The 24,277-nt window shown below is 58.2% G+C and carries 20 protein-coding genes and 2 riboswitches; of the genes, 13 read left to right on the top strand and 7 right to left on the bottom strand.

Going from position 1 to position 24,277, the window contains the following annotated elements; translation table 11 throughout:
* Nucleotides 1–125 precede the first annotated feature (125 nt).
* The 4 genes from F617_RS0116140 (at nt 126) to F617_RS0116155 (ending at nt 4,229) form a co-directional block, all read left to right on the top strand.
* On the top strand, nt 126–926 hold the full coding sequence (locus F617_RS0116140) for a DeoR/GlpR family DNA-binding transcription regulator (RefSeq protein WP_019566009.1): 801 nt from the start codon (nt 126–128) through the stop codon (nt 924–926).
* A 12-nt stretch (nt 927–938) separates the two neighbouring features.
* Nucleotides 939–2,129 carry an MFS transporter gene (locus F617_RS0116145; protein ID WP_019566010.1) on the top strand — a complete coding sequence of 397 codons (1,191 nt, stop codon included), beginning with the start codon at nt 939–941 and terminating at the stop codon, nt 2,127–2,129.
* A 120-nt stretch (nt 2,130–2,249) separates the two neighbouring features.
* A complete protein-coding gene (gene ispG / locus F617_RS0116150) occupies nt 2,250–3,500 on the top strand; it encodes a flavodoxin-dependent (E)-4-hydroxy-3-methylbut-2-enyl-diphosphate synthase (protein WP_003516555.1) in 1,251 nt (416 codons plus the stop codon).
* A gap of 66 nt (nt 3,501–3,566) precedes the next feature.
* Nucleotides 3,567–4,229, top strand: a complete 663-nt coding sequence (locus F617_RS0116155; RefSeq protein WP_019566011.1) for an OmpA family protein — start codon at nt 3,567–3,569, stop codon at nt 4,227–4,229.
* A 32-nt stretch (nt 4,230–4,261) separates the two neighbouring features.
* Here the strand turns inward: F617_RS0116155 and F617_RS0116160 are convergent, their stop codons facing one another.
* Nucleotides 4,262–5,176: a polyprenyl synthetase family protein gene (locus F617_RS0116160; protein WP_019566012.1), complete on the bottom strand. Its 915-nt coding sequence runs from the start codon at nt 5,174–5,176 to the stop codon at nt 4,262–4,264.
* Nucleotides 5,177–5,311: 135 nt separating this feature from the next.
* Here F617_RS0116160 and mtgA point away from each other — a divergent pair, with 135 nt between their 5' ends.
* Nucleotides 5,312–6,058 (top strand): monofunctional biosynthetic peptidoglycan transglycosylase, encoded by a 747-nt coding sequence (gene mtgA / locus F617_RS0116170; RefSeq protein WP_003516563.1) that lies wholly within the window; start codon nt 5,312–5,314, stop codon nt 6,056–6,058.
* 15 nt (nt 6,059–6,073) lie between these two features.
* Here the strand turns inward: mtgA and F617_RS0116175 are convergent, their stop codons facing one another.
* Together F617_RS0116175 and metA are read right to left on the bottom strand one after the other, a co-directional pair.
* Nucleotides 6,074–7,093, bottom strand: a complete 1,020-nt coding sequence (locus F617_RS0116175) for an aldose epimerase family protein (RefSeq protein WP_003516565.1) — start codon at nt 7,091–7,093, stop codon at nt 6,074–6,076.
* A 74-nt stretch (nt 7,094–7,167) separates the two neighbouring features.
* Nucleotides 7,168–8,094, bottom strand: a complete 927-nt coding sequence (gene metA / locus F617_RS0116180; RefSeq protein WP_003516567.1) for a homoserine O-succinyltransferase — start codon at nt 8,092–8,094, stop codon at nt 7,168–7,170.
* Between the two features lie 82 nt (nt 8,095–8,176).
* Nucleotides 8,177–8,253, bottom strand: a riboswitch (SAM riboswitch).
* A 90-nt stretch (nt 8,254–8,343) separates the two neighbouring features.
* Here metA and F617_RS0116185 point away from each other — a divergent pair.
* The 7 genes from F617_RS0116185 to F617_RS0116215 all read left to right on the top strand — a co-directional run bounded on the left by F617_RS0116185 (nt 8,344) and on the right by F617_RS0116215 (nt 16,645).
* Nucleotides 8,344–8,997: a thiamine diphosphokinase gene (locus tag F617_RS0116185; RefSeq protein ID WP_019566013.1), complete on the top strand. Its 654-nt coding sequence runs from the start codon at nt 8,344–8,346 to the stop codon at nt 8,995–8,997.
* Between the two features lie 4 nt (nt 8,998–9,001).
* Nucleotides 9,002–10,828: an ABC-F family ATP-binding cassette domain-containing protein gene (locus F617_RS0116190; RefSeq protein WP_026330900.1), complete on the top strand. Its 1,827-nt coding sequence runs from the start codon at nt 9,002–9,004 to the stop codon at nt 10,826–10,828.
* A gap of 91 nt (nt 10,829–10,919) precedes the next feature.
* Nucleotides 10,920–11,312 carry a VOC family protein gene (locus F617_RS0116195; RefSeq protein ID WP_013636939.1) on the top strand — a complete coding sequence of 131 codons (393 nt, stop codon included), beginning with the start codon at nt 10,920–10,922 and terminating at the stop codon, nt 11,310–11,312.
* A gap of 45 nt (nt 11,313–11,357) precedes the next feature.
* Nucleotides 11,358–11,468: riboswitch (TPP riboswitch) on the top strand.
* A gap of 37 nt (nt 11,469–11,505) precedes the next feature.
* Nucleotides 11,506–12,519 carry a thiamine ABC transporter substrate binding subunit gene (gene thiB, locus F617_RS0116200; protein WP_019566015.1) on the top strand — a complete coding sequence of 338 codons (1,014 nt, stop codon included), beginning with the start codon at nt 11,506–11,508 and terminating at the stop codon, nt 12,517–12,519.
* 19 nt (nt 12,520–12,538) lie between these two features.
* On the top strand, nt 12,539–14,164 hold the full coding sequence (gene thiP, locus F617_RS0116205; RefSeq protein WP_019566016.1) for a thiamine/thiamine pyrophosphate ABC transporter permease ThiP: 1,626 nt from the start codon (nt 12,539–12,541) through the stop codon (nt 14,162–14,164).
* A complete protein-coding gene (locus F617_RS0116210; protein ID WP_019566017.1) occupies nt 14,161–14,877 on the top strand; it encodes a thiamine ABC transporter ATP-binding protein in 717 nt (238 codons plus the stop codon). The genes thiP and F617_RS0116210 overlap by 4 nt, the downstream gene beginning before the upstream one ends.
* Before the next feature lie 307 nt (nt 14,878–15,184).
* Entirely contained in the window at nt 15,185–16,645 is a 1,461-nt protein-coding gene (locus F617_RS0116215; RefSeq protein WP_025594597.1) for a M48 family metalloprotease, read from the top strand.
* A 61-nt stretch (nt 16,646–16,706) separates the two neighbouring features.
* Here the strand turns inward: F617_RS0116215 and leuC are convergent, their stop codons facing one another.
* On the bottom strand, nt 16,707–18,116 hold the full coding sequence (leuC, locus tag F617_RS0116220; RefSeq protein WP_019566018.1) for a 3-isopropylmalate dehydratase large subunit: 1,410 nt from the start codon (nt 18,114–18,116) through the stop codon (nt 16,707–16,709).
* Between the two features lie 428 nt (nt 18,117–18,544).
* On the opposite strand from leuC, the gene F617_RS0116230 reads away from it, so the two are divergent.
* Nucleotides 18,545–19,822 carry an MFS transporter gene (locus F617_RS0116230; protein WP_003516599.1) on the top strand — a complete coding sequence of 426 codons (1,278 nt, stop codon included), beginning with the start codon at nt 18,545–18,547 and terminating at the stop codon, nt 19,820–19,822.
* Nucleotides 19,823–19,945: 123 nt separating this feature from the next.
* On the opposite strand, the gene F617_RS0116240 is transcribed toward F617_RS0116230, so the two are convergent.
* From F617_RS0116240 to F617_RS0116250, 3 genes are all read right to left on the bottom strand, one after another.
* Complete coding sequence (locus tag F617_RS0116240) at nt 19,946–20,908, bottom strand: hypothetical protein (protein WP_019566020.1); 963 nt, start codon at nt 20,906–20,908, stop codon at nt 19,946–19,948.
* A 180-nt stretch (nt 20,909–21,088) separates the two neighbouring features.
* A complete protein-coding gene (locus tag F617_RS0116245) occupies nt 21,089–22,402 on the bottom strand; it encodes an HlyD family type I secretion periplasmic adaptor subunit (RefSeq protein ID WP_019566021.1) in 1,314 nt (437 codons plus the stop codon).
* Nucleotides 22,395–24,131, bottom strand: coding sequence for a type I secretion system permease/ATPase (locus tag F617_RS0116250; RefSeq protein WP_019566022.1), 1,737 nt, complete (start codon nt 24,129–24,131; stop codon nt 22,395–22,397). Before F617_RS0116250 ends, F617_RS0116245 begins: the two co-directional genes overlap by 8 nt.
* Nucleotides 24,132–24,277: the final 146 nt, after the last annotated feature.

Genomic DNA, 24,277 nt, shown 5'->3' on the forward strand with positions numbered 1-24,277 from the left:
GCCGCGATATTTTGTCTTTCGTTATAAACGCCCGCCCTCCCGGCGGGCGTTTTGCTGTTGCACCTTCACCAAAACTCAAATATGCATGTTCGTGCACGTTTGTTCCTGTTTATGCATGAGTCCCGATGAGCGATCATTTTGTCAGCGAGCGGCAGGCGCTCATCCTTGCACAGTTGCGGCAAAGCGGCCGAGTGCTTGCACAGGATCTCGCCCAGAATTTCGGCGTTTCGGAAGACACGGTCCGCCGGGATCTGCGGGATATGGCGGCGCGCGGGGAGTGTCTGCGCGTCTATGGCGGGGCGTTGCTTTCCGATAGCAAGACGGTGCCGCTGAAGACACGGATCGCCGAGGATGCCGATCGCAAGGCTTCGTTGGCGTGCGCAGCAATTCCGCTGCTTGAGCCGGGCATGGTCGTCTTCATCGATGCCGGCTCCACCAATCTGGCCATTGCAAGGGCTATCCCCGCCGGTCTCAAATTGACGGTGGTAACGAATACGCCTGCTATTGCCGCTGAACTCACGGGGCGCGCCGATATCGCTTTGATCATGATCGGCGGCAAGGTCGATCCGGCCGTCGGTGCGGCCATCGACGCCATGGCGTTGCGGCAACTCGAGCTGATGCGGCCCGAGCTGTGTATTCTTGGAGTTTGCGGTGTTGCGGCTGAGACCGGCCTGTCGGCGGATATTTTCGAGGATGCCGTGTTCAAGCGGCTTGCCTGCAGCGCCAGCCAGCGGATTGTTGCCGCCATCACCACGGAAAAGCTGGGCCACAAGGCGGCGTTTCACGTGCACGACTTTTCTCCGCCTCTTTCCCTGGTGCTCGAACATGACGCCGACCGCACATTGGTCGAGGCGCTGTGGGCTAAAGGCGTACAAGTTCATTTCGGCGACGATGACGCCGTCCAACTCTCTCACGGTCAAGTCTGAAGGATATTACCGATGAACGGCCCCACGACATTTTCGCCGACGGTCAAGCGCTCGTCCTATCTGACGCGGCACAGGCTCGGTGTATCCCTGCTGTTTTTGATGAACGGTTTCATGATGGGATCGTGGGCGCCCAAAATACCGGAATTTGCGGCGCGCTTATCCCTCAGTGAAAGTGCGCTTGGCCTGATCATTCTGGTTTTCGGCGTCGGCTCGCTGGTTTTCATGCCGATCGCCGGTTCCCAGATCGCCCGTTTCGGATCGCGAACGGTCAGCCTTGCGAGTGCGGCTATTTTCTTGCCGACACTGCTTTTCATCTCCTGGGCAGACACGATCTGGGCGGGTGTGATTGCGGTTTTCCTGTTCGGTGGGCTGACAGGGGCGATGGATGTCGCCATGAACGCCAATGCGGTGGCGGTCGAGCGTGACATGCGCCGCGCCATCATGTCGTCGTGCCATGCTTTCTGGAGCCTGGGCGGCCTGATCGGTGCCGGTCTTGGCGGCTATCTCATCACGACCATTGGCGTGCAGGGGCATGCGATCGCGTTGACGGTCATCGCCCTTGTTTTGCTTGTCGTCGCGTGGCCGCGCGTTCTTGCGGATCGCCCGCATGCCGAGGAGGAGCGTCCGAAAGGTGGCTTGCCGCTGACGCCCTTGCCTTGGATTATCGGTCTGATGGCGCTGTTTTCGATGATTCCGGAAGGCGCGATCCTCGATTGGGGTGCCCTTTATCTGCGCAATGAACTCGGCGCTTCCGTGTCCCAGTCCGGTTTTGCTTTCGCGGCCTTTTCCATGACCATGGCGGCCATGCGTTTTGCCGGGGATCTGGTGCGCGACCGGTTCGGCGCGGTCAACACCCTGCGGTTCTGCTCAGTCATGTCGATTGCGGGCCTTCTGATTGCGGGTCTTGCGGGAAATTCCACGTTTGTGATCATCGGCTTCGCGATTGCCGGCATCGGTATTTCCAACATGGTGCCGATCGCCTTTTCGGCGGCGGGGAACATGCCGGGACTGGCACCCGGCATCGGCCTGTCGGTCGTCACCACCATGGGTTATTCCGGGATTCTGGTAGCACCCTCGGCCATCGGCTTCATTGCCGAACATACCGGCCTCGCCACCGTATTTCTCGCTCTGCCGTTGTTGCATGTGGTGGTTTTGCTGCTTTCGCGGCTCGCCCGGCATGCGGATGGTGCGGGCAAGGAATAGGCGTCTCGAATTTTGCCATGATTGCGGTAAAGTAGAAGCTCTTATGCGTTGGGTGTTGACAAGCAGGCCCCCTTGTTTCACCTCAATTGCCAGACCTTGCCGCAAGCTCCAGAGACCGCCATGACGTCACACGCCGATTACGATCCAAAGCCCCGCCGTGCATCCGTTGCCGTCGACGTAGGGGGCGTCATCGTGGGTGGCGGTGCGCCTGTCGTCGTACAATCCATGACCAATACCGACACGGCGGATATCGACGCCACCGTGCAGCAGGTGGCGGCACTCTTCCAGGCCGGTTCTGAAATGGTCCGCATCACCGTCGATCGCGATGAGAGCGCTGCCGCTGTGCCGAAAATCCGCGAGCGGCTGCTGCGCCTTGGCATGGACGTGCCGCTGATTGGCGATTTCCACTATATCGGCCACAAGCTTCTGGCCGATCATCCGGCCTGTGCCGAAGCACTGGCGAAATACCGCATCAATCCCGGCAATGTCGGCTTCAAGGACAAGAAGGACAAGCAGTTCGGCGAAATCGTCGAAATGGCGATCCGTTATGACAAGCCGGTTCGCATCGGCGTGAACTGGGGGTCGCTCGATCAGGAATTGCTGACGACGCTGATGGACAAGAACAAGGAGGAGGGTTTTCCGCTCTCTGCCCGTCAAGTCACCCGCGAAGCCATCGTCCAGTCGGCACTGATTTCCGCAGAGCTTGCCGAAGAAATCGGCCTGCCGCGCAACCGCATCATACTGTCTGCCAAGGTCAGCCAGGTACAGGACCTGATTGCCGTTTATTCGATGCTGTCGGAACGCTCCAACCACGCACTGCATCTCGGTCTTACCGAAGCCGGCATGGGTTCCAAGGGCATCGTCGCCTCGTCTGCCGCCATGGGTTATGTGCTGCAGCACGGTATTGGCGACACGATCCGCGTCTCGCTGACGCCGGAGCCGAACGGCGACCGCACCCGCGAGGTGCAGGTGGCGCAGGAATTGCTGCAGGTCATGGGTTTCCGCCAGTTCATTCCGGTGGTTGCGGCATGTCCCGGCTGCGGGCGCACCACCTCTACCGTCTTTCAGGAACTTGCCCAGAATATCCAGAATGACATTCGCAAGAACATGCCGATCTGGCGTGAAAAGTATCCCGGTGTGGAAGCGCTCAATGTTGCTGTCATGGGCTGCATCGTTAATGGCCCCGGCGAAAGCAAACATGCCGATATCGGCATTTCACTGCCCGGAACCGGGGAAAGCCCCGCTGCACCGATCTTCATCGATGGCGAGAAGGCGCTCACCCTGCGCGGTCCCAACATCGCCGCGGATTTTGAAGCGCTTGTGATCGATTACATCGAAAAGCGTTTTGGCCGGAAAGATGCGGCGGAGTAAAAACTACCGTGAAAATGCCGAAATTCCACTGTCATACCGCCTGAACCCTTCGGAGCATCAAAACACATGATCAAAAAAATCGCGATCGTTGCCCTTTGCGGGACCTATCTTTCCGCGTGCACCACCACCGATCCCTATACGGGTGAGCAGAAGATGTCGAACACGGCGGGCGGCGCTGGTATCGGCGCTGTCGTCGGTGCTCTCGGTGGTCTGGCTGTCGGCGGTTCGCCGGTCGGTCGCCGCAACGCAGCCCTAATCGGCGCCGGCATCGGTGCACTCGCCGGTGGCGCAATCGGCAATTACATGGATGGTCAGGAATCCGAGCTTCGCGCCCAGCTTCAGGGCACTGGAGTTTCCGTTAGCCGCCGCGGCGACAGCATCGTTCTCAACATGCCGTCGAACATCACCTTCGCGACGGATCAGGATCAGGTCATCCCGCCCTTCTATCAGACACTCGATTCCGTCGCCATCGTGCTGAACAAGTTCAACCGCACGCTCATCGACATCAACGGCCATACTGACTCCACCGGCAGCCAGCAGCACAACCAGGCGCTTTCCGAGCGTCGTGCGGCGTCTGTTGCAAATTATCTCGGCGCACGCGGCGTCGACCAGCGCCGTATTTCGACGCTCGGCTTCGGCCCCTCGCAGCCGATCGCTTCGAACGCAACGCCGGATGGCCGCGCCCAGAACCGTCGCGTCGAAGTGCTGATTTCGCCGCTCAAGGGCTGATTGGCTGAAAAACGGTGAGCCGGGAAACCGGCTCAGCTTTTCCGTTCGGCGATGAATCTGGCGGCCGCGATGAGTATCGCGGCCTTTTCGCCGTAGGGGGCCAGAAGTTCGGAGGCTTCCGCCACCTGTTCCTGAAGCTTGAGGCGCGCCCAGTCTTCACCGCGTAGTGCCACCAACGTTCCCTTGCCGCGTGCGGCATCCTTGCCGGTTGCCTTGCCCATGGTGGCGGCATCGGCGGTCAGATCCAGGAGATCGTCGGCAAGCTGGAAGGCAAGGCCGATCTTTTCACCGAAGAGGCGCAGTCTTTGTCTTTCGGAAACATCGCTGCCGGCGATGATCGCGCCTGCCTCGCAGGCGAAGCGCAGCAGCGCACCGGTTTTCATAGCCTGCAATGTAATAATGCCGGCCTCATCAGGTGCGTTCTTTTCCGCAGCCAGATCGAGCGCCTGACCGCCCGCCATGCCGCCGATGCCTGCGGCGCGGGCGAGCGAGAGCACGAGAGCCGCCTTGCGGTCTGCCTGAAGAGGATGTTCGTCCGATGCGATAATGTCGAAGGCGAGTGTCAGCAGGCTGTCGCCTGCGAGAATGGCGGTCGCCTCGTCGAATTTGCGGTGCACTGTCGGCTGGCCGCGGCGCAGGTCGTCGTCATCCATCGCTGGCAGATCGTCGTGCACCAGCGAGTAACAATGCAGGCATTCCAGCGCGGCACCGACATAATGGGCTGCTTCGGCATTTCCGCCGAGCAAGGCCGTGCTTTCTATGACCAGGAAGGGCCGCAGGCGTTTGCCGCCGTTCAGCACACCATGACGCATGGCGTCGAGCAGGTTTTGCGGGCGCGTAATCTCATCCGCACGCGCCTCTGTGGAAAGCAGGCGACCAAGCAGGGATTCGGTCTGTGCCGCGTTATCGCGCAGCTTCGTTTCGAAATTCGTCATCTGAGCGTCCATGCCGCGCTCTTTGGCATGGCGCGCGGGGCCAGGCAACCTTTTCGTGATTCCTGAGGTCAACTGTTTGACCGGACTCGCCTTGAAGGCGGCAATGGAATATGAAAGGCTTCGATTGGTGCGGGGCTTTGACGAATATTGAGCAGTACGCCTGAAAGCGACGCAGATTACGCCGTGCTGGCGGAAGACCGGAGCAGTCCGAAGGTGGATTTTCGCACGTTGGCAAAGCGTATCATCATGACCTTGCTGGCGTTGCTGATCCTGCCCTATCTGCTGATCCCGGTTTACGCCCTGCCTTTCATGCGGCCGGTCTCGACGCTGATGCTTGCCGATCTGGTGACACTTCAGGGTTATGACCGGCGCTGGGTGCCGCTCGAGGATATTTCGCCGCGCCTTGTGCAATCCGTCATGATGTCCGAGGACGGACAATTCTGTTTCCACGGCGGCGTTGACTGGAACCAGATGCAGTCCGTGGTCAACAATGCGCTCGAAGGCGCGTCCACCCGTGGCGCCAGCACCATTCCCATGCAGACGGCCAAGAACCTGTTCCTCTGGAACGGCCGCTCGTTCTTGCGCAAGGGGCTGGAGTTACCGCTGGCGATTGCTGCCGATTTCGTCTGGTCCAAAAAACGGATGATGGAGATTTATCTCAACGTTGCCGAATGGGGACCCGGCATTTACGGCATCGAGGCCGCAGCACAGCACCATTTCAAGGTACCGGCGGCAAAGCTCAGCTCCCGCCAAGCGGCACTGCTTGCCGTTTCTCTGCCCAATCCCATCGATCGCGTTGCCAGCAAGCCGGGGCGTGGTTTGCAACGGCTTGCCGGCCTTATCGAACGGCGTGCCCGAGCATCGGGCGGTTATGTGGGATGCGTGCTGGACTGAGCCCAGCCCGCCGCCTCAACCCTTCTTGAAAATATAGTCGGTTTCCTGACGCAGGGTCTCGCCGGGACGCAGGATCGCGTAGGGGAAATCGGGATGATTGACGGCATCCGGCCATATCTGCGTTTCCAGACAGAAACCGGCAAAGGGGCCATAATGGCGGCCATCGAGGCCCGGAACGGGAACATTCAGCTTGAAGGCTGAATAAAATTGCACGCCGGGTTCGGTGGTGTGAACCTCAAGGGCAATGTCGGAGGCGGGCGAATAGGCGCGGGCAACCTTGCGCTTGGCGCGACGCTCGGGCGAAAGGCAGAAATTATGGTCGTAGAGCACCTGCTCGCCATCCTCCGTTCGCCGCATCGGCGTCGGGTGGCGCAGGTCGAAGACGGTGCCTTCGACGGAGCGGATTTCGCCTGTCGGGATCTGTTTGTCGTTGGTTGGCAGATAAAAGTCAGCGGCGATGCTGATCTCATGTCCAAGTGCGGTATCAGCACCGTCGAGGTTGAAATAGGAATGCTGGCAGATATTGGCGATGGTCGGTTGGTCGGTCACCGTTTCATAGACCACCGAAAGCACGCCGCCGTCGCGGATCGTATAGGTCGCGGTCACCGTGCAATTGCCGGGATAACCGGCGCGGCCGTCGGGATCGATGATCTGCAGAACTGCATGGCTTTCGCCGTGTTCCATCAACATCCAGTTACGTTTGCCCATCCCGTCGCTGCCGCCATGCAGGTGGCTGACGCCTTTTTCGTTCAGTTCCAGCTGGTATTCGTGCCCGTCGATCGAGAATTTTCCGTCACCGATACGGTTGGCGTTGCGGCCGGGTGTGGCGCCGAAATAGGATGAATATTTGTAGTCCTCGAATGTATCGAAGCCGAGAACGAGCGGCGGCTGGTGCCCATCGAGGCGCAGGTCCTGAATGACGGCGCCCCAGGTGATAACCTTGGCCGTCAGCCCGCCCTTCGAGATGGTGACGCGCTCAACCTTTTCGCCGGTTGCCGTGAAACCGAAATTCTCCCGTGCCGCCGCGTCGCTCATTGCGTCATTCTCCCGATATCTTTGAATTGCCGGCGGACGTTGCGTCATTTTCCGGCAATTCGCAATCCCGCAATTTACGCCGCTAGTTTACCGATCGCTTCGAGATCGTAAGGCGTCGTCTGATATATCTCGTTGATCCAGTTGCCGAAAAACAGATGGGCATGGCTGCGCCAGCGGTTGAGCGGGGCAAGCTCCGGATCATTGTGCGGAAAATAATCATGCGGCAGCTTGATTGGAACGCCCGAGTTCACATCGCGGAAATATTCATCCGAAAGCGAGGTAGAATCATATTCGACGTGGTTGAACATATAGAGGCGGTTGCCCTCTTTTTCATGCACCAGACATACGCCCATTTCCTCTGACTCCATCAGGATTTCGAGTTCCGGGTGTTTTTCGATGTCGGCGCGGCGCACTTCCGTCCAGCGTGAGACCGGAACCTGAAAGTCGTCGGAAAAACCGTTGAGATATATCGACGAGGGGCAGAGATTGCGGTGACGATAGACACCGAAAGCCTTTTCCTTCAGTTCGTATTTCGGCACACCATGGAAATGGTAGATGGCGGCCATCGCGCCCCAGCAGACGTTCAGCGTCGAATGGACGTTGGTTTGTGTCCAGTCGAAAATCTTTTGCATCTCGTTCCAGTAGGTCACGTCTTCATAATCAAGCATCTCGATGGGCGCGCCTGTGATGATGAAACCGTCGAACTTGCGGTGGCGCACTTCCTCCCATGTCTCATAGAAGGACAGAAGGTGCTCTTCCGGCGTATTCTTGGCACGATGGCCGCCAATGCGGATCAGCGAAAACTCCACCTGCAGCGGCGATGCGCCGACGAGGCGCGCCATCTGCACTTCCGTCTTGATCTTGTTCGGCATGAGATTGAGAAGCCCGATCTGGAGCGGGCGGATATCCTGCCGGATGGCCGCCGTTTCTGTCATGACCCGCACGCCCTCATGAACGAGGGTGTCGAAGGCGGGAAGCGTATCGGGAATCTTGATCGGCATGTCGAACTCTCTTTTCGGATGACGTAAAGAACGTTGCGAAAACAAAAAAACCGGCAGCGAAATCGCAGCCGGTCCCAGGAAATTACCCTTTTCCTCGACCCTTTAGCGACTTCTTTAAAGTGGCTGCAAGCCGGTCGGCAAATCACCACTGAGGCGTTTCATAATCCCGAAGCCGACGAAAATCAATATCGGCTGATTTCATCGGGTTTCTGCCTTTCCATTTTTGCCTGAGGTGCGATAAGGCAGGGCATGGATAGAGAACGCTTCACCATTCTGCTTGGCGGCGATGTCACCGTTACCGACCGCCTCAAAGCGGCGGTTGAGGGTAGCCGTGTGATTGCGGCCGATGGCGGCATGCGCCATGCCGCACCGCTCGGGCTCACTCCCGAGCTCTGGGTGGGGGATTTCGATTCCACCGACAAGGACCTGCTGGACGCCTGGCCCAATGTAGTGCGACAGCCCTATCCCGCTGCAAAGGCTGTGACCGATGGCGAAATTGCGGTGTCGGAGGCACTTGCCCGCGGCGCGCGTTCTCTGGTGCTTGCCGGTGCGCTTGGTGGAGCGAGAAGCGACCACGCACTTCAGCACCTTCTTTACGCGGTGGCGCTTACTGAGCGTGGTCTCAACGTTACGCTGACCTCCGGCGAAGAGGAGGCCCGCCCGCTGCTGGCGGGGTCGTTCGACCTTGATCTGCCACCCGGTACGCTGTTTTCCGTTGCCGGGTTTACCGACCTTGTGGGGCTCGATATCGGCAATGTGCGTTATCCTCTCAAGGATTTCCCGCTTGCTTTCGGCTCTTCCCGCACTATTTCCAATGTCGCGAATGGCGGCCCCGTGCATTTCTCGCTGAAAAGCGGAAAAGCCATCGTGCTCGCCCGCCCTTATGATCTGACCGGAGCCTGACGCCTTGGCACCCCCAATTTTGAAACTCGATGACATCAAGCTGACCTTCGGCGTGACACCGCTGCTCGACGGCGCCAATCTTCAGGTGGAGCCGGGCGACCGCATCTGCCTTGTCGGACGCAACGGTTCGGGCAAGTCGACCCTGATGAAGATCGCCGCCGGTCTGGTCGAGGCGCAGTCGGGCGAGGTTTTCCGTCACCCCTCCGCCACCATCCGTTATCTGGAACAGGCGCCGGATTTTGCCGGTTACGACACTGTGAAGGCCTATGCCGAGGCGGGGCTGGGACCTGGCGACGATCCCTATCGCGTTACCTATATTCTCGAGCATCTGGGCCTGACGGGACAGGAACATCCGGATAGCCTGTCCGGCGGCGAAGCGCGGCGTGCGGCCCTTGCCCGCGTCATGGCGCCTGAACCCGATATTCTCATGCTGGACGAGCCGACCAACCATCTGGACCTGCCCACCATCGAATGGCTTGAAGGCGAGTTGCAGCAGACGCGTAGCGCGCTGGTGCTGATTTCGCACGACAGGCGTTTTCTGGAGAAGGTTTCGACCTCGACCGTGTGGCTGGATCGCGGCCAGTCCCGTCGTCTCAATCGCGGTTTTGCGCATTTCGAGGAATGGCGCGACAAGGTGCTGGAAGAGGAAGAGCTGGAGCAGCACAAGCTCGGCAAGGCCATCGAGCGTGAAGAACACTGGATGCGTTACGGCGTGACCGCGAGACGCAAGCGCAACATGCGCCGCGTGGGCGAGCTTCAGGCAATGCGTGCGGACTATCGCGGCCACAAGGGACCGCAGGGCAGCGTGCAGGCGACGGCTGCGGAGGTGCGGGAATCCGGCAAACTGGTCATCGAGGCAGACGCAATCACCAAGTCTTACGGCGAGCGCGTGATCATCGCGCCGTTTTCGCTGCGGGTGCATCGCGGTGATTGCATCGGTCTCGTCGGGCCGAACGGTGCCGGCAAGACAACGCTTTTGAAGATGCTGACCGGCCAGCTTCAGCCCGATAGCGGCACGGTAAAGCTCGGCACCAATCTGGAAATCGCGACGCTTGACCAGAAGCGTGAGGATCTCAATCCAAACGATACGCTCGCTCATTACCTCACCGACGGTCGCGGCGACAATTTGCTGGTCAATGGCGAGTTGAAACATGTGACGGGTTACATGAAGGACTTCCTGTTCCAGCCGGAACAGGCCCGCACGCCCATCCGCAACCTCTCCGGTGGTGAGCGCGCCCGTCTTATTCTTGCGCGAATTCTAGCGCGGCCTACCAACCTGCTGATCCTTGACGAGCCGACCAACGATCTCGATATCGAAACGCTCGATCTGTTGCAGGAGATCGTTGCGGGCTTTTCCGGCACGGTCATTCTCGTCAGCCACGACCGCGACTTCCTCGACCGTACCGTCACCTCCACAATCGCGCCCGCCAATCCGGACCAGCCGGACGGACGCTGGATCGAATATGCCGGCGGCTATTCGGACATGATGGCGCAACGCAAGGGTGCTGCGGAAGAAAAGCGCAAGGCGGAGAAGCAGGAAAAGGCAAAGACCGCCCCTTCCGCCTCCGCGTCGCAGGACCCTTCAAAGGCCAAGGGCAAGCTTTCCTTCAAGCAAAAATTTGCGCTCGAAAACCTTCCAAAGGAAATGGAGAAGGCGCAGGGCGAAATCGCCAAGCGTGAGCAGCGCATGGCCGATCCCAATCTGTTCACCAAGGACCCGGCTACCTTCAATACGCTGGCGCAGGAAATGACGAAGCTGCGCGAAAAGCTCGAAGCCATGGAAGAGGAATGGCTGGAGCTGGAGATGCTGCGCGAGGAAATTGAAGGGTGACTGGGTCGCGATTTCTTGACTGAGGTCTCATCCACCTTTGACAGGGAGGCGGAATTGCCGTTTCCTGTGCGGGTTCGGAGGAGTTCAGAAAATGCGCATGATCTTCGTCAATCTGCCGGTCAAGAATATCGAGACATCGAGAAGCTTCTTCACGGCTCTCGGTTTCACATTCAATCCGGAATATTCGGATGACCGCACGCTCTGCATGATCGTTGAGGAGAACATCTTCGTGATGCTTCTTCAGGAGGAGCGTTTTCGTGATTTCATCAATGGCGATATCGCCGACGCCACACGCAGCACCGAGGTCCTGACCTGTCTCACAGCGGGAAGCCGTGAGGAAATCGACCGGATGATCGAAACGGCGCTCGTTTCGGGTGGCAGCAGCTGGAAACCGGTTCAGGATCACGGTTTCATGTATGCCGGTAGTTTTCAGGATCCCGACGGCCATGTCTGGGAACTGGTGCACATGGTGCAGCAGGCCTGACGGCAGCCATCTTGCCAATCAGAGACAGCGGGACTACATCATCATCTTGATCTAACGGGGTGTCTTTTGTGCTTGCGTGCAAAAGGCTGAGAGGCTTGCCAACCCGAAGAACCTGATCCGGTTCATACCGGCGGAGGGATTAGACGGCTTAAGGCAAGCGGCTATTTCCCTTTCGTTTTTTGAGGAGATACCCGTGCGCCGTCGTCTTTTCCTGAATTCCCTCGTTGCCGTTTCGTTGTTTCTGCCCGGTATTGCCACTGCTCAGGACAGACAGGAACTGACCGTCTATACCTATGAAAGCTTCGTTTCCGAATGGGGTCCCGGCCCCAAGGTGAAAGAGGCCTTCGAGAAAGTGTGCAATTGCACGGTAAATTTCGTCGGTGTGGCGGATGGCGTGGCGCTGCTTAACCGCCTGAAGCTTGAAGGGGCGGCGTCGAAGGCGGATGTCGTTGTTGGTCTCGACACCAATCTGGTCGCGGAAGCGAAACAGACCGGCCTCTTCGATATCAGCGGTATCGATGCATCGGCGGCCAAGGTGCCGGGCGGTTACAAGGACGACGTTTTCGTCCCTTACGACTACGGTCATTTCGCCGTTGTCTATGACACGCAGACGATAAAAAATCCGCCGACGAGCCTGAAGGATCTGGTGGACGGCGATCCTTCACAGAAAATCGCCATTCAGGACCCGCGCACCTCCACGCCCGGGCTTGGCCTGCTGCTCTGGGTGAAGTCCGTTTACGGCGACAAGGCACCGGAAGCCTGGGCGAAGCTCCGGAAGCGCATTCTCACCGTCACGCCGGGCTGGTCGGAATCCTATGGCCTTTTCACCAAGGGTGAGGTGCCGATGGTGCTCTCCTACACCACGTCGCCTGCCTATCACATGGTCTCGGAAAAGACGGATCGCTATCAGGCCGCGGGTTTTTCCGAGGGGCACTACATCCAGATCGAGGTTTCCGGCCTTCTCAAAAACGCGCCGCACAAGGAGCTGGCGAAGCAGTTCCTCGCTTTCACGCTCACATCAGGATTTCAGGATGCCATTCCGGAAAACAACTGGATGATGCCGGTCGCGGCAACGTCCACGCCCCTGCCCGAGGCATTTTCCAAACTCGTCGTACCGCAGAAGACCTTCCTGATGGACCCGGAAGAGGTGGCGAAGAACCGCAAGGCCTGGATCGACGAATGGCTTGCGGCCATGAGCATGAATTAAGCAAGAGGCACGCCCGCGCATGATGCTGCGTCGCGACTACAGATGGTCGATCATTGGCGGAACGGCGGCGTTTGCCGCCGTTTTCCTGTTCATGGCGCTTGCTGTCTCAGCACTCCTGTCTTTCGATGCCGGCACATCCGCCGCCGGAATCGTGGATGCCTACACGCTGCGCATCCTGCGCTTCACGCTCTATCAGGCAACGTTGTCCACTGTTCTTTCCATTGTTCTCGGCCTGCCGGTGGCGCTTGCGCTCTCCCGCAGACAGGATTTTCCGGGGCGGATTTGGATTATCAGGTTGATGGCTGTGCCGATGGGGCTGCCGGTCATCGTTGGTGCCTTCGGCATCATCACGATCTGGGGCAGGCAGGGTGTTTTGAATACTGCCCTTGTTTTTGCCGGTGCGGAGCAGCCCTTCAGTATTTACGGCCTCTCCGGCATTCTCATCGCCCATGTGTTTTTCAATCTGCCGCTTGCGGTGCGGCTGATGCTGGCCGGGCTGGAGCGGATTCCGGGCGAATATTGGCGGATGGCAGCAAGTCTTGGCATGGGGCCGGTTTCGGTTTTCCGCTTCATCGAGTGGCCGGCCGTCTCGCGGCTTGTTCCCGGTATTGCCGGGCTTGTCTTCATGCTGTGCGCCACCAGCTTCACGCTAGTGCTTCTGCTGGGCGGTGGACCGGCGGCGACGACACTTGAGGTCGCAATCTATCAGGCGTTGCGGTTTGATTTCGATCCGCAACGAGCAATCGCGCTTTCGGTTTTGCAGATTGCAATCACAGCAGTTCTGCTCGGCCTTCTTGCCTTTTTGCCATCGCCCGAGGCGGAAATTGCCTCGCTTGGCCGCCCTGTTCGCCGTTTCGACGGCAAGCGTGTTGGCGCGCGCCTGTGGGACGGAGCGGCAATCATTTTTGCGGTTCTGCTGGTCGGCCTGCCGCTTGTTGCCATAACCGTCTCGGGTTTGGGGGCCGATCTGCCGCGTCTTTTGTCAGCGCCGATCTTCCTGCGTGCGGCGGCGACCAGCCTTGCAATCGCTGCGCTCTCCGCAACTCTCGTCGTGCTCTGCTGCTTTGCGATTATCGGTGCGCGACAGGCCGTGGGTTCCAAACGGCACGCGGCTCAGCCCTTGCGCCTTTTGTCCGCCACGCTCGGGGCGGGGTCATCGCTGGTACTGCTGGTGCCGCCCGTCGTGCTGGGAAGCGGGTGGTTCCTGTTGCTGCGGCCCTTTGGAGATGTCAGTTTTTATGCTCCCGTTCTCGTGGCGCTCATCAACATGCTGATGGCGTTGCCGCTTGCCATGCGGGTGCTGGAGCCAGCCTTCACCAGCCATTTTTTACGCACGTCCCGGCTCTCCGCCAGCCTTGGGCTTCAGGGACTGACGCGGCTGCGGTTCGCCGATCTGCCGGTTCTGCTGCGGCCGCTGCTGATGGCGTTTTCCTTTGCCATGGCTCTGTCGCTGGGTGATCTTGGGGCGGTTGCCCTGTTCGGATCGGAAAATTTCATCACCTTGCCATGGCTGGTCTATAGCAATATGGGCAGCTACCGCACTAATGATGCCGCCGGATACGCGTTCATCCTTGGCGTCGTCTGCCTGCTGCTTGCCGCGGGCGGCGTTTCACGGCAATCCCAATCAGCAAGGGCGAGCATATGACGGGTGACGAATTTGCCGTGGGGCTGGACAAGGTCAGGCTGCGGCTCGGAACGCAGGATTTCGATCTCGATTGTATATTCCCGCAAGGCCAGATGACTGCCGTTGTCGGTGCATCCGGTTCTGGCAAGTCGACGCTCCTCAATCTCATCGCCGGTTTTGAATTGCCCGATTCCGGGCGCGTCCTGATCGGCGAGCGGGACATGAAGGCGCTCGATCCTTCCGAACGACCGGTCTCCTCGATCTTCCAAGATAATAATCTTTTCGCCCATCTCGATATCTTCACCAATGTCGCGCTCGGCATCAGCCCCGGGCTGAAGCTGCGGGCGGAAGACAGGCAGAGGATCGACATGGCGCTCACACGCGTTGGTCTTGCGGGTTTTGACAAACGTTTGCCGGGCACGCTTTCCGGCGGGGAAAGGCAAAGGGCGGCGCTGGCGCGTGCGCTGGTCCGGAAAAAACCGGTCATGCTGCTTGACGAGCCTTTCGCGGCGCTAGATCCGGGGCTGCGGGCGGGCATGACCTCCCTGCTTCTCGACTTGCATGCCGAAACAAAAAATACGGTGATTATTGTCACGCACCATCCAGACGACATAAAAAAGCTGGCGCAGCGGGTGGTTTTTCTTGATCGTGGCCGCGTTGTCTATGCGGGCTCGACCATAGATTTCTTCGCCACACAAAATGTGAAGGCGGTCGACAGTTTTCTGAACGGCTGATCGCCTTATTTTCGACGCGTGCCGCTGGCAATCGCTTTAGATAACTTCAATGGCGTTAATTTGCACTTGCCAGTTTCAAGTCGTTGCCCGAGAAAAGACGAGAATTATTGCGTTCTTCAGGAATATTCCGGACTTGATGGATCGTTTTTACCGTTTCGACATTCATGGCTCGTTGGGGCGAATCTGTTATTCTGGTCTGCAATTAACGGATGATCAGGAACGTTAGGGGCAGGCATAGAGAATGAGAAATAGCATGACTGCGCAGTGGAGGCTTTTCTCCCGTTCAGGCCTTCGCCGTTCGGGCAGGATGGCTGCCGTGTGTTCCGTGCTGACGGCGTCTGCCGTATTCCTGTCATCGTGTCAGTCTCTCTTCAGCCCGGCCTACCAGTCCACCTTGCGGCCTTCGGACAATCCGCAGACCGTGGAAGAGGTGCAGAAGAATGATCCCCGTGCGCAGATGGGTGCGCGCGAACATCCGCGTATTGTGGCGAGTTATGGTGGCGAATATCGTGATGCCAAGACTGAGCGGCTTGTCGCCCGTATCGCCGGCGCGCTGACGGCTGTTTCGGAAAATCCGCAGCAATCCTATCGCATCACCATCCTCAACTCGCCTGCTATCAACGCTTTTGCGCTGCCGGGTGGGTATCTTTACGTGACGCGCGGGCTTCTGGCTCTCGCCAACGATGCCTCGGAAGTGGCCGCCGTGCTTTCGCATGAGATGGGCCACGTTACCGCAAACCACGGCATCGAGCGCCAGCGCCGGGAAGAGGCGGAGGTGATTGCAAGCCGCGTGGTCGCCGAGGTTCTGTCGAGCGATCTCGCCGGCAAGCAGGCGCTTGCGCGCGGCAAGCTGCGGCTTGCGGCTTTTTCGCGCCAGCAGGAATTGCAGGCAGACGTGATTGGTGTGCGCATGTTGGGTGAGGCCGGCTACGACCCCTTCGCATCGCCGCGGTTTCTGGATTCCATGGCAGCCTATGCGCGTTTCTCCTCGGCTGATCCCGAAAATGACCAGAGCCTCGACTTTCTTTCCAGCCACCCAAACACGCCGCAGCGCATCGAGCTTGCACGCCGGCATGCCCGCGCCTTCGGTCAGGACGGTCAGGTCGGGGATCGTGGTCGCGACTGGTTTCTGGATGGCATAGATGGCCTGCTTTACGGCGACAGCCCGCAGGAGGGTTATGTCCGGGGCCAGACCTTCCTGCACGGAACGCTCGGTATCCGTTTCGATGTGCCGGAAGGTTTCGTCATCGACAACAAGGTGGAGGCCGTTCTTGCGACGGGGCCGGGCGATGTGGCGATCCGTTTCGACGGCGTGGCCGATCCGAAACAGACCACTCTTGCCAATTACCTGACCAGCGGCTGGGTTGCCGGCCTGATGCCGGAAACCGTGAAGGAAACGCAGATCAACGGTCTGGAGGCCGCGACAGCCCGTGCGACGGCGGACAAATGGGACTTTGACGTTACCGTCATCCGTGTTGGTCAGCAGATATTCCGCTTCCTGACGGCCGTGCCGAAGGGTAACACGCAGCTCGATTCCATCGCCAACGTATTGCGCACGAGTTTCCGCAAGATGACGCCGCAGGAGATCGCATCGTTAAAACCTCTGCGCGTGCGCGTGGTGACGGTCAAGCCCGGTGAAACCGTGGCAACGATTGCCGCACGGATGATGGGGACCGACCGCAAGCTCGACATGTTCCGCATGATGAATGCGATGAGCGCCACCGCCACGCTTCAGCCCGGCCAGCGGGTGAAGATCATTGCGGAATGAGATGCTAACAAAAAACCCCGGATTGTGATCCGGGGTTTTTTGTTTCAGACATTATCGATAATTACCGCCACTCGCGCACATCGACGAAATGACCGGCGATGGCCGCCGCCGCTGCCATGGCGGGGGAGACGAGGTGGGTGCGGCTCTTGTAGCCCTGGCGGCCCTCGAAGTTGCGGTTCGAGGTGGAGGCGCAACGTTCGCCAGGCTTGAGGCGGTCGTCATTCATGGCAAGGCACATGGAGCAGCCCGGTTCGCGCCATTCGAAACCGGCTTCGAGGAAAATCTTGTCCAGACCTTCCTTTTCCGCCTGTTCCTTCACGAGACCGGAGCCGGGCACGATCATGGCCGAGACGGTGGGCGCGACCTTGCGGCCGTCGACGATCTTTGCCGCTGCGCGCAAATCCTCGATACGGCCATTGGTGCAGGAGCCGATGAAAACACGGTCGATGGCGATATCGGTGATGCGTGTACCGGGTTTCAAGCCCATATAATCCAGCGCACGCCACTTGGAAGTACGCTTGTTTTCTTCCTCGATATCATCCGGATTGGGAACGATACCCTCCACGGACGTCACGTCCTCAGGCGATGAGCCCCAAGAGACGATCGGCGGCAGATTGGCGGCGTCCAGCACCACGATCTTGTCGTAATGGGCGCCTTCATCGGATTTCAGCGTTTTCCAGTAGGCGATGGCCTGTTCCAACGTCTCGCCCTTTGGCGCGCGCGGCTTGTCCTTAATGTAGTCAAAGGTGGTCTCATCAGGCGCGATCAGACCTGCACGGGCGCCGCCCTCGATGGTCATGTTGCAAACCGTCATGCGGCCTTCCATGGAGAGCGAGCGGATTGCCTCACCGGCAAATTCAATCACATGGCCGGTGCCGCCCGCTGTGCCAATCTCACCGATAATGGCGAGGATGATGTCCTTGGCGGTGACGCCTTCCGGAACCTTGCCATCGACACGCACCAGCATGTTCTTGGCCTTTTTCTGGATCAGCGTCTGGGTCGCCAGCACATGCTCCACTTCCGACGTGCCGATGCCGTGCGCCAGCGCGCCGAAAGCACCATGGGTGGAGGTGTGGCTGTCGCCGCAAACAATCGTCATGCCCGGCAGGGTGAAGCCCTGTTCCGGGCCAACGATGTGGACGATGCCCTGACGCTTGTCGCGCTCGGAATAATATTCGACACCGAAATCCTTGGCATTCTGCGCAAGCGCTTCCACCTGGATACGGCTTTCCTCGTTCTTGATGCCTTCCAGCCGGTCGGCTGTGGTTGGCACGTTATGATCGACGACGGCAAGCGTGCGGGTGGGCGAATGAACCGGACGGCCGGCGATGCGCAGGCCTTCAAAGGCCTGCGGGCTCGTCACCTCATGGACCAGGTGACGGTCGATATAGAGAAGACAGGTTCCGTCCGGGTCACGATTGACGACGTGGTCGTCCCAGATCTTGTCGTATAAGGTGCGGGGTGCGCTCATGGCTCTATGCCTTGTCATGGAAAGGTAAAATCAGGGTTCAGTAAGGCGGTGGACAGCGGGTGCTGTCAGGCGAGCCTAAGTCGGCTGTTGAGCGCCCCGGAAATGCGCGCAAAAAACCGTGCCGGCAGACGCTTGTGGTCCTGCAGCACATAAACATTCTGCGCGAGACATCCGAATTTAGATCCCATAGCGGTTTTCATAGCAGATTGCCGGTTTCGCGGCAATATGAATGCACGCAGCCCGTAAAATGGTGACCCGGCGGCTTTGATGTGCGCCGCATCATGCACTCAGAGCTCTAAAATGCCGGTTTCGCAGCCTTTTCGGCATTGGTTATGATGCAATGCAACTTGCGTATCTTGCGGCGCACATATAGATGGGTCCCCTTATCATTTGCATTTCGACGAGCAATCGAAGGGAGGGAAAAGCACATGGTATCGGAAAAATCCCTAATCTCGAAGATCACCTGGCGGCTGATGCCGTTTCTTGGCCTTCTCTATCTCATCGCCTATATCGACCGGCAGAATGTCAGCTATGCCAAGCTGCAGATGGTCGATGCGCTGAGCCTCAGCGAATATGCCTACGGACTTGGCGCTTCGCTGTTCTTCATCGGCTATTTCCTCTTTGAGGTTCCGAGCAACCTTTTCCTCAACCGTTTCGGCGCCAGCAAATGGTTCGCCCGCATTCTGGTGTCCTGGGGTGCCGTCACCATCGCGCTTGCCTACACGCAGAATGCGACGATGTTCTACATCCTGCGCTTCCTGCTCGGGCTTTGCGAGGCCGGTTTCTTCCCCGGCGTGCTGTTCCTGATGACGCTGTGGTTCCCGCGCGATTATCGCGGCCGCATGATCGGCCTGTTCATGATCTTCAGTGCGCTTGCCAATGCCATCGGCGCACCGCTTGGCGGCATGCTGCTCGATCTCGATGGTTTCCTCGGTTATGCCGGCTGGGAATGGGTGTTCCTGGCGACGGGTATTCCCGCCGTGATCGCCGGTATTGTTACCTTCTTCTATCTGGACGATACGCCGGAAAAGGCGAAGTTCCTGACGCAGGCCGAGAAGGACTGGTTGAAGAACCGCCTGGCCGAAGAAAACAAGGGCATGGAAGAGCATGCGGAGGACGGCTTCAAGGCGCTGATCAATCCGCGCGTGCTGTTCATGGCGCTTTGCTATGTCGGCTTTCCGCTGGCGGCCTATGGTCTCAGCTACTGGCTGCCGACGATCGTAAAGAGCTTCGGCGTTTCCAACACCGCCAACGGCTTCATCAACATCATCCCCTGGGTGATCGTGGCCGTCGCTCTCTTCGTCGTGCCACTGGCGGCTGACAAGGCAAAAAACAAAACGCCTTATATCGTCGGCCCTGCCTTCGTCGGCGCGTTTTGCCTGCTGATGTCGGCGCTGCTCAGCGATCCGGTATTGCAGTTTGCCTTCCTTTGCATCGCCGCTGCGGGCATTTTTGCCGGCCAGCCGGTGTTCTGGAGCCTGCCCGGCCGCTTCCTCAAGGGAGCCGGTGCCGCTGCCGGCATCGCCGCCATCAATTCCGTCGGCAATCTCGGTGGTTTCGTGGCGCAGAACGTGGTGCCCTGGATCAAGGACCAGACCGGCAGCACCATTGCGCCGATGTTCTTCCTTGCCTTCTGCCTGGCGCTGGCAGGTGTGCTCGTCATCATCGCGGCGCGAAAAATGGGCAATCAGGCCGAGGCCGCCTGATCTGCAAGATTGCGGCAGCCGGCATAATTTCCGAACCGCCGCATATGTAAAAAATCATGGCCCGGATATGTCCGGGCCATGATCCATTTAAACGGTAACCGATGAAATTCTCTTCGAGAGAAATTACGCCGTAAACCAATCGCTGCCGGTCAGGTGAACGCCGGAGAGAATGATCTTCTCACCCTTGTGCTCGCCAGTAACGTTGTAGCTGAGGACGGTATCGTTATCATAGGTCGAAACCGCCCAGTTATCGATCACTGTACCGACCAGCTTGAGCTTGTCCATGGAGGCGTTGAAGCCTTCGATGGTATCTGTGGCAAAGCTCTTCGCCATGTCACCCAGATTGAAGACGAAGGTATCGGCGCCACCGCTTGCGATGATGTGGTCGATGCCCTTGCCACCGGTGACCAGCGACGAAGCGAGCTTTACACCGCTCAGGTCGATAGAGTCGTTACCCGCACCGGCATCGATCTTGACGGAGGTGTAGCTGCCGTCGGTGATACCAGCACCACCATTCACAGCGCCGGTATTGGCGGCAAGACCGCCCGTGCCCGCAGCCGACGTGTCATTGAAGGCAGCGCCGGCCTTGACGGTGATCGTGTCGTTGCCTGCGCCGGTGTCGATGTTGAAATTGTTGACCCAGGTCTTTTCGTTCGAAACGACAGATACGGTAACCGTGTCGTTGCCTGCGCCGGTCGTGATGTTACCGCGCTTGGCATTGAGAACTTCAACGGTGGACGAACCGGTGCCGCCGAGGTGAACGTCTACCTGTACGAAATCCTTGAACTTAAGGTTTTCAGAGGTGTCAGACTGGGCGAGAGCGTTCTTCACCGAATTCCATGCCGAGGATACGTCAAATGTGAAGCCGTTTGCGTTGGGGTCGTAGCCGACATCGACAGTGCCACCAGCACCGGTACCGGCAACCGCCACAGCGCCAACGCTGACAGCGCCTGAATCGAGCGTAGAGCCGTTTTTGACCTGTGCTGTGGATTCCGTGAGGAGCTTATATGCTTCCTGATCGATCAGGCTGGTGAGCGACGAAACCGATGCCGCGCCGCCATTACCGAAAGTTACTTTTAACGCCATTTTACTCTCCTATAAATTTTTGAGAATTCGATGTATCGAAATTAAATTTAATAAATATTGCGGGTGATAATTAGTACATTATAAATGGCAAGACAATATGAGAAATTGTTTTTTTTGGAAAAATTCTCGCTCTTGGTGTATTTACGAATCGTTTCTAAGAAAACATGTAATGTAAGTCTTTTATTCCTGCAGGAACGTCTTTCTAAGCCTGTCCTGGAACGGTTTGACAAAATAGGAAAGAACGCTTCTTTCGCTTGTCTGTATGAAGACTTCGGCCGGCATGCCCGGATACAACCGTCCACCTGGTATATGGTCCATTCCAGTTTTGCTCGGCTTGATGCGCAGTGCGTAAAATGACGCCCCGCTTCGGGAATCTGTCTGCAAGTCCGGGGCGACGACTGCGACTTCAGCGCTTACATCCGGCGTCGTGCTCTGATTGAAAGCCGTGAACCGAATGGTCACTGGCTGCCCGACATAGATTTGGTCTATGTCGTTTGGAAGAACATTGGCGTCGATTGCAAGATCTTCCTTTGCCGGCACCACCAGCATAAGCACTTCGCCCGGCTGGATGACGCCGTTTATGTTGTGCACCGACAGCTGGTAGATACGCCCCGCAATCGGCGAGCGAATATCGAGGCGGTCGAGCTGGTCGCGTGTTGCCGCAAGCCGTTCCTCGTATTCCGCAACGGTGGCTTCGATTGACGTCAGATCTTTTGTGACCTCGGACTTGCGGTCCTCGTCAAGCTGAAGCGACTGCAAGTCCATTTCGCTCAGCTTGCCTACCGTCTGCGCACGCGCGGCCATATACTGGCCCTGCTGACCTTCGAGATTGGAAAGCTGCCGCTTGAGAAGGTTGAGGCGCTGAAGCGTTACCAGCCCCTTGGCATATAGCTCCCGTGTCTTTGAGACGTCTTCCCTTACGATAGCAAGTTCATTGTTGGTCGCCTCAATCTGCACGTCCATGCCCCGCGCTTCATCGGCTAGCTGATCCTTGCGCGTTACCAATTGCTTCTTCATGCCGATCAGTGCACTGCGACGGCTGTTGAAAAGGTTCTGCTCACTGTCGATGAATGTTTTGGCAGCTTTCGAATTGGTCAAGACGGCCAGATCTTCCGGCGTTGTGAAAGAGGTGGCGTCGGAGATTTCGGCACGCAGACGCGCGCGGCGTGCATAAAGCTGCGCGAGCGTATTTTCGACAATGGACAGGTTTGCCTGAACGATCGTGCCACTCAGCCGCAGCAAAACCTGACCGGCCTCCACCGTGTCACCTTCCGCAACATTGATCTGGCTGACAATACCGCCGGAAAGGTGCTGAATTTTCTTGGAGTTGCCTTCGACAACGACCCGGCCCGTGGCGACGACCGCCCCCGAAAGCTTCGCGAGAGCCGCCCAGCCACCCAGGCCGAAAAGAAGGCCGGCAGCAAGAACGACTACGGCGGTTGAGTGTTTGACGATAGATGTTTTCGTCACGCCGGTTTTTTCTCCCTCAACCATTTTCACCCACCCGGCTTTCCAGCTTACGTACTTCTTCTTCTGTTTCCGGCACCTGGCGAATATTTTGACGAAGGATTTGCGCAAGCACCTCTTCCTTGGTGCCGAAGCGAAGCATGCGGCCGTTGCTCATCACCATCACAAGATTGACGCTTTCGATGGCGCTCGGACGATGGGCAATGACGACCACGATGCCGCCCCGCGCCCTTATGTCGCCGATGGCGTTGCGCAAGGCTGCCTCGCCTTCGCTGTCCAGATTGGAGTTCGGCTCATCGAGGATGACAAAGAACGGCTCCCCAAAAAGTGCCCGCGCCAGGCCGATGCGCTGTTTTTGCCCGCCTGACAATGCCTCTCCACGGTCGCCGATATAGGTGTCGTAACCGTTGGGCAGGTTCAGGATGAGATCATGAACCTGAGCGGCCTTGGCTGCCGAAACGATGGCTTCCGCCGTTGCGTCACGGTCGAAGCGCGCGATATTTTGCGCGACCGTGCCTGGCATCAGCTCCACCTGCTGGGGCATGTAACCGATGGATTTACCGAGAACCTCGAAATCCCACTGGTTCAGTGCGGCCCCATCGAAGCGCACGGAGCCGCGCTCATAGGGCCAGATACCGGTTATCAAACGTGCCAGCGTGGATTTACCGGAAGCGCTCGGCCCAATGATGCCAAGGCCATCGCCCGCGTTCAACGTGAAGGAAATATCGGCCACGGTATCTCGCGCACCATTGGGCGGACCGCCGGTCACGCGATCGATGGCAACGGTATATTTCGGTGGCGGCAGGGAAAGCGGCTGTGCAGGTTCCGGTACGAGTTCGAGAAACTCGTTGATGCGTTTCCAGCCCTGTCTCGCAGTCATGAAGCTGCGCCAGTTTGCAATTGCGTGTTCGACAGGGCCCAGCGCTTTGGCCGAGAGGATGGAGCCTGCGATGATGCTACCCGCTGACGCATGCCCCTCGATAACCAGCAGGGCGCCGATTGCCATCACACCCGACTGTAACAAAAGGCGGAATGTTCGGGAAATCGCGGCGAGCATGCCCGCCGTGTCCGACGTCGAGAGTGTGACGGCGCGGTAATTGGAGTGCAGATCGTCCCACATCGACGTCACCGCATTCATCATGCCCATGGTTCTTATGGACTCGATGTTGCGCTGGCTGCTGCCGACGAGTGCATTTCTCTGTCCGCGCACGGTGTAGGCCTGTTTGGTCGCCCTTTCGGTCAGCCAGTTGGTTACGAGCGTCAGCACAACAAGGACCAGGGCGCCGCCAAGCACGGCAAAACCGATCCAGGGATGCAAGGCAAAACAGATCAGCAGATAGATGGGCAGCCAGGGAATATCAAAGAAAGCTGCTGGTCCCGGCCCGGACAGAAATTGACGTATCTGATCGAGATCGCCGACGATCTGCAGCCCGTCTACCTTGCCGTAGGCGGCAAGTGGTGCGCTGATTGATGCCCTGAAGAGCTTCTGATTGAGCTCGTCGTCCATATTGTCCGAGATGCGAGCCAATATCCGGCCGCGCAGAGCATCGAACCCCACGAGAAAGGCATAGAGAATAACCAGCAGAACAACGAGAGCGACAAGAGAAGGAATACTCTTGCTCGGCAGAATCCGGTCATAAACCTCCAGCATGAAAAGGGAGCCGGAAAGATTGAGAATATTCATGAGTGCGCTGGCAAGGCCGACAGCGAAGAAAGCGCGCTTATTTTTTGTTAAAAAAGAATTAAAAAAAAACATATCAACACCTAAAACTGCGCGAAAATTGCACAATAAGTGAAACTAGGCAATGCTATTAGAGAATGTTCTAAATAAATTAGGCAAAGAGATAAGTAGCAATACGACTTTGATCTTGATCTGTCGATACGGAGATGGGGTCGAAGGCT

The organism is Agrobacterium sp. 10MFCol1.1 (assembly GCF_000381165.1).
GTDB lineage: Bacteria > Pseudomonadota > Alphaproteobacteria > Rhizobiales > Rhizobiaceae > Agrobacterium > Agrobacterium tumefaciens.

Excerpts from the sequence above, each read along its gene's own strand:
- F617_RS0116140 (WP_019566009.1), top strand. The coding sequence starts at position 126 with ATGAGCGATCATTTTGTCAGCGAGCGGCAGGCGCTCATCCTTGCACAG.
- F617_RS0116145 (WP_019566010.1), top strand. The coding sequence starts at position 939 with ATGAACGGCCCCACGACATTTTCGCCGACGGTCAAGCGCTCGTCCTAT.
- ispG (WP_003516555.1), top strand. The coding sequence starts at position 2,250 with ATGACGTCACACGCCGATTACGATCCAAAGCCCCGCCGTGCATCCGTT.
- F617_RS0116155 (WP_019566011.1), top strand. The coding sequence starts at position 3,567 with ATGATCAAAAAAATCGCGATCGTTGCCCTTTGCGGGACCTATCTTTCC.
- F617_RS0116160 (WP_019566012.1), bottom strand. The coding sequence starts at position 5,176 with ATGGACGCTCAGATGACGAATTTCGAAACGAAGCTGCGCGATAACGCG.
- F617_RS0116175 (WP_003516565.1), bottom strand. The coding sequence starts at position 7,093 with ATGAGCGACGCGGCGGCACGGGAGAATTTCGGTTTCACGGCAACCGGC.
- metA (WP_003516567.1), bottom strand. The coding sequence starts at position 8,094 with ATGCCGATCAAGATTCCCGATACGCTTCCCGCCTTCGACACCCTCGTT.
- F617_RS0116185 (WP_019566013.1), top strand. The coding sequence starts at position 8,344 with ATGGATAGAGAACGCTTCACCATTCTGCTTGGCGGCGATGTCACCGTT.
- F617_RS0116195 (WP_013636939.1), top strand. The coding sequence starts at position 10,920 with ATGCGCATGATCTTCGTCAATCTGCCGGTCAAGAATATCGAGACATCG.
- thiP (WP_019566016.1), top strand. The coding sequence starts at position 12,539 with ATGATGCTGCGTCGCGACTACAGATGGTCGATCATTGGCGGAACGGCG.
- F617_RS0116210 (WP_019566017.1), top strand. The coding sequence starts at position 14,161 with ATGACGGGTGACGAATTTGCCGTGGGGCTGGACAAGGTCAGGCTGCGG.
- F617_RS0116215 (WP_025594597.1), top strand. The coding sequence starts at position 15,185 with ATGGCTGCCGTGTGTTCCGTGCTGACGGCGTCTGCCGTATTCCTGTCA.
- leuC (WP_019566018.1), bottom strand. The coding sequence starts at position 18,116 with ATGAGCGCACCCCGCACCTTATACGACAAGATCTGGGACGACCACGTC.
- F617_RS0116230 (WP_003516599.1), top strand. The coding sequence starts at position 18,545 with ATGGTATCGGAAAAATCCCTAATCTCGAAGATCACCTGGCGGCTGATG.
- F617_RS0116240 (WP_019566020.1), bottom strand. The coding sequence starts at position 20,908 with ATGGCGTTAAAAGTAACTTTCGGTAATGGCGGCGCGGCATCGGTTTCG.
- F617_RS0116245 (WP_019566021.1), bottom strand. The coding sequence starts at position 22,402 with ATGGTTGAGGGAGAAAAAACCGGCGTGACGAAAACATCTATCGTCAAA.
- F617_RS0116250 (WP_019566022.1), bottom strand. The coding sequence starts at position 24,131 with ATGTTTTTTTTTAATTCTTTTTTAACAAAAAATAAGCGCGCTTTCTTC.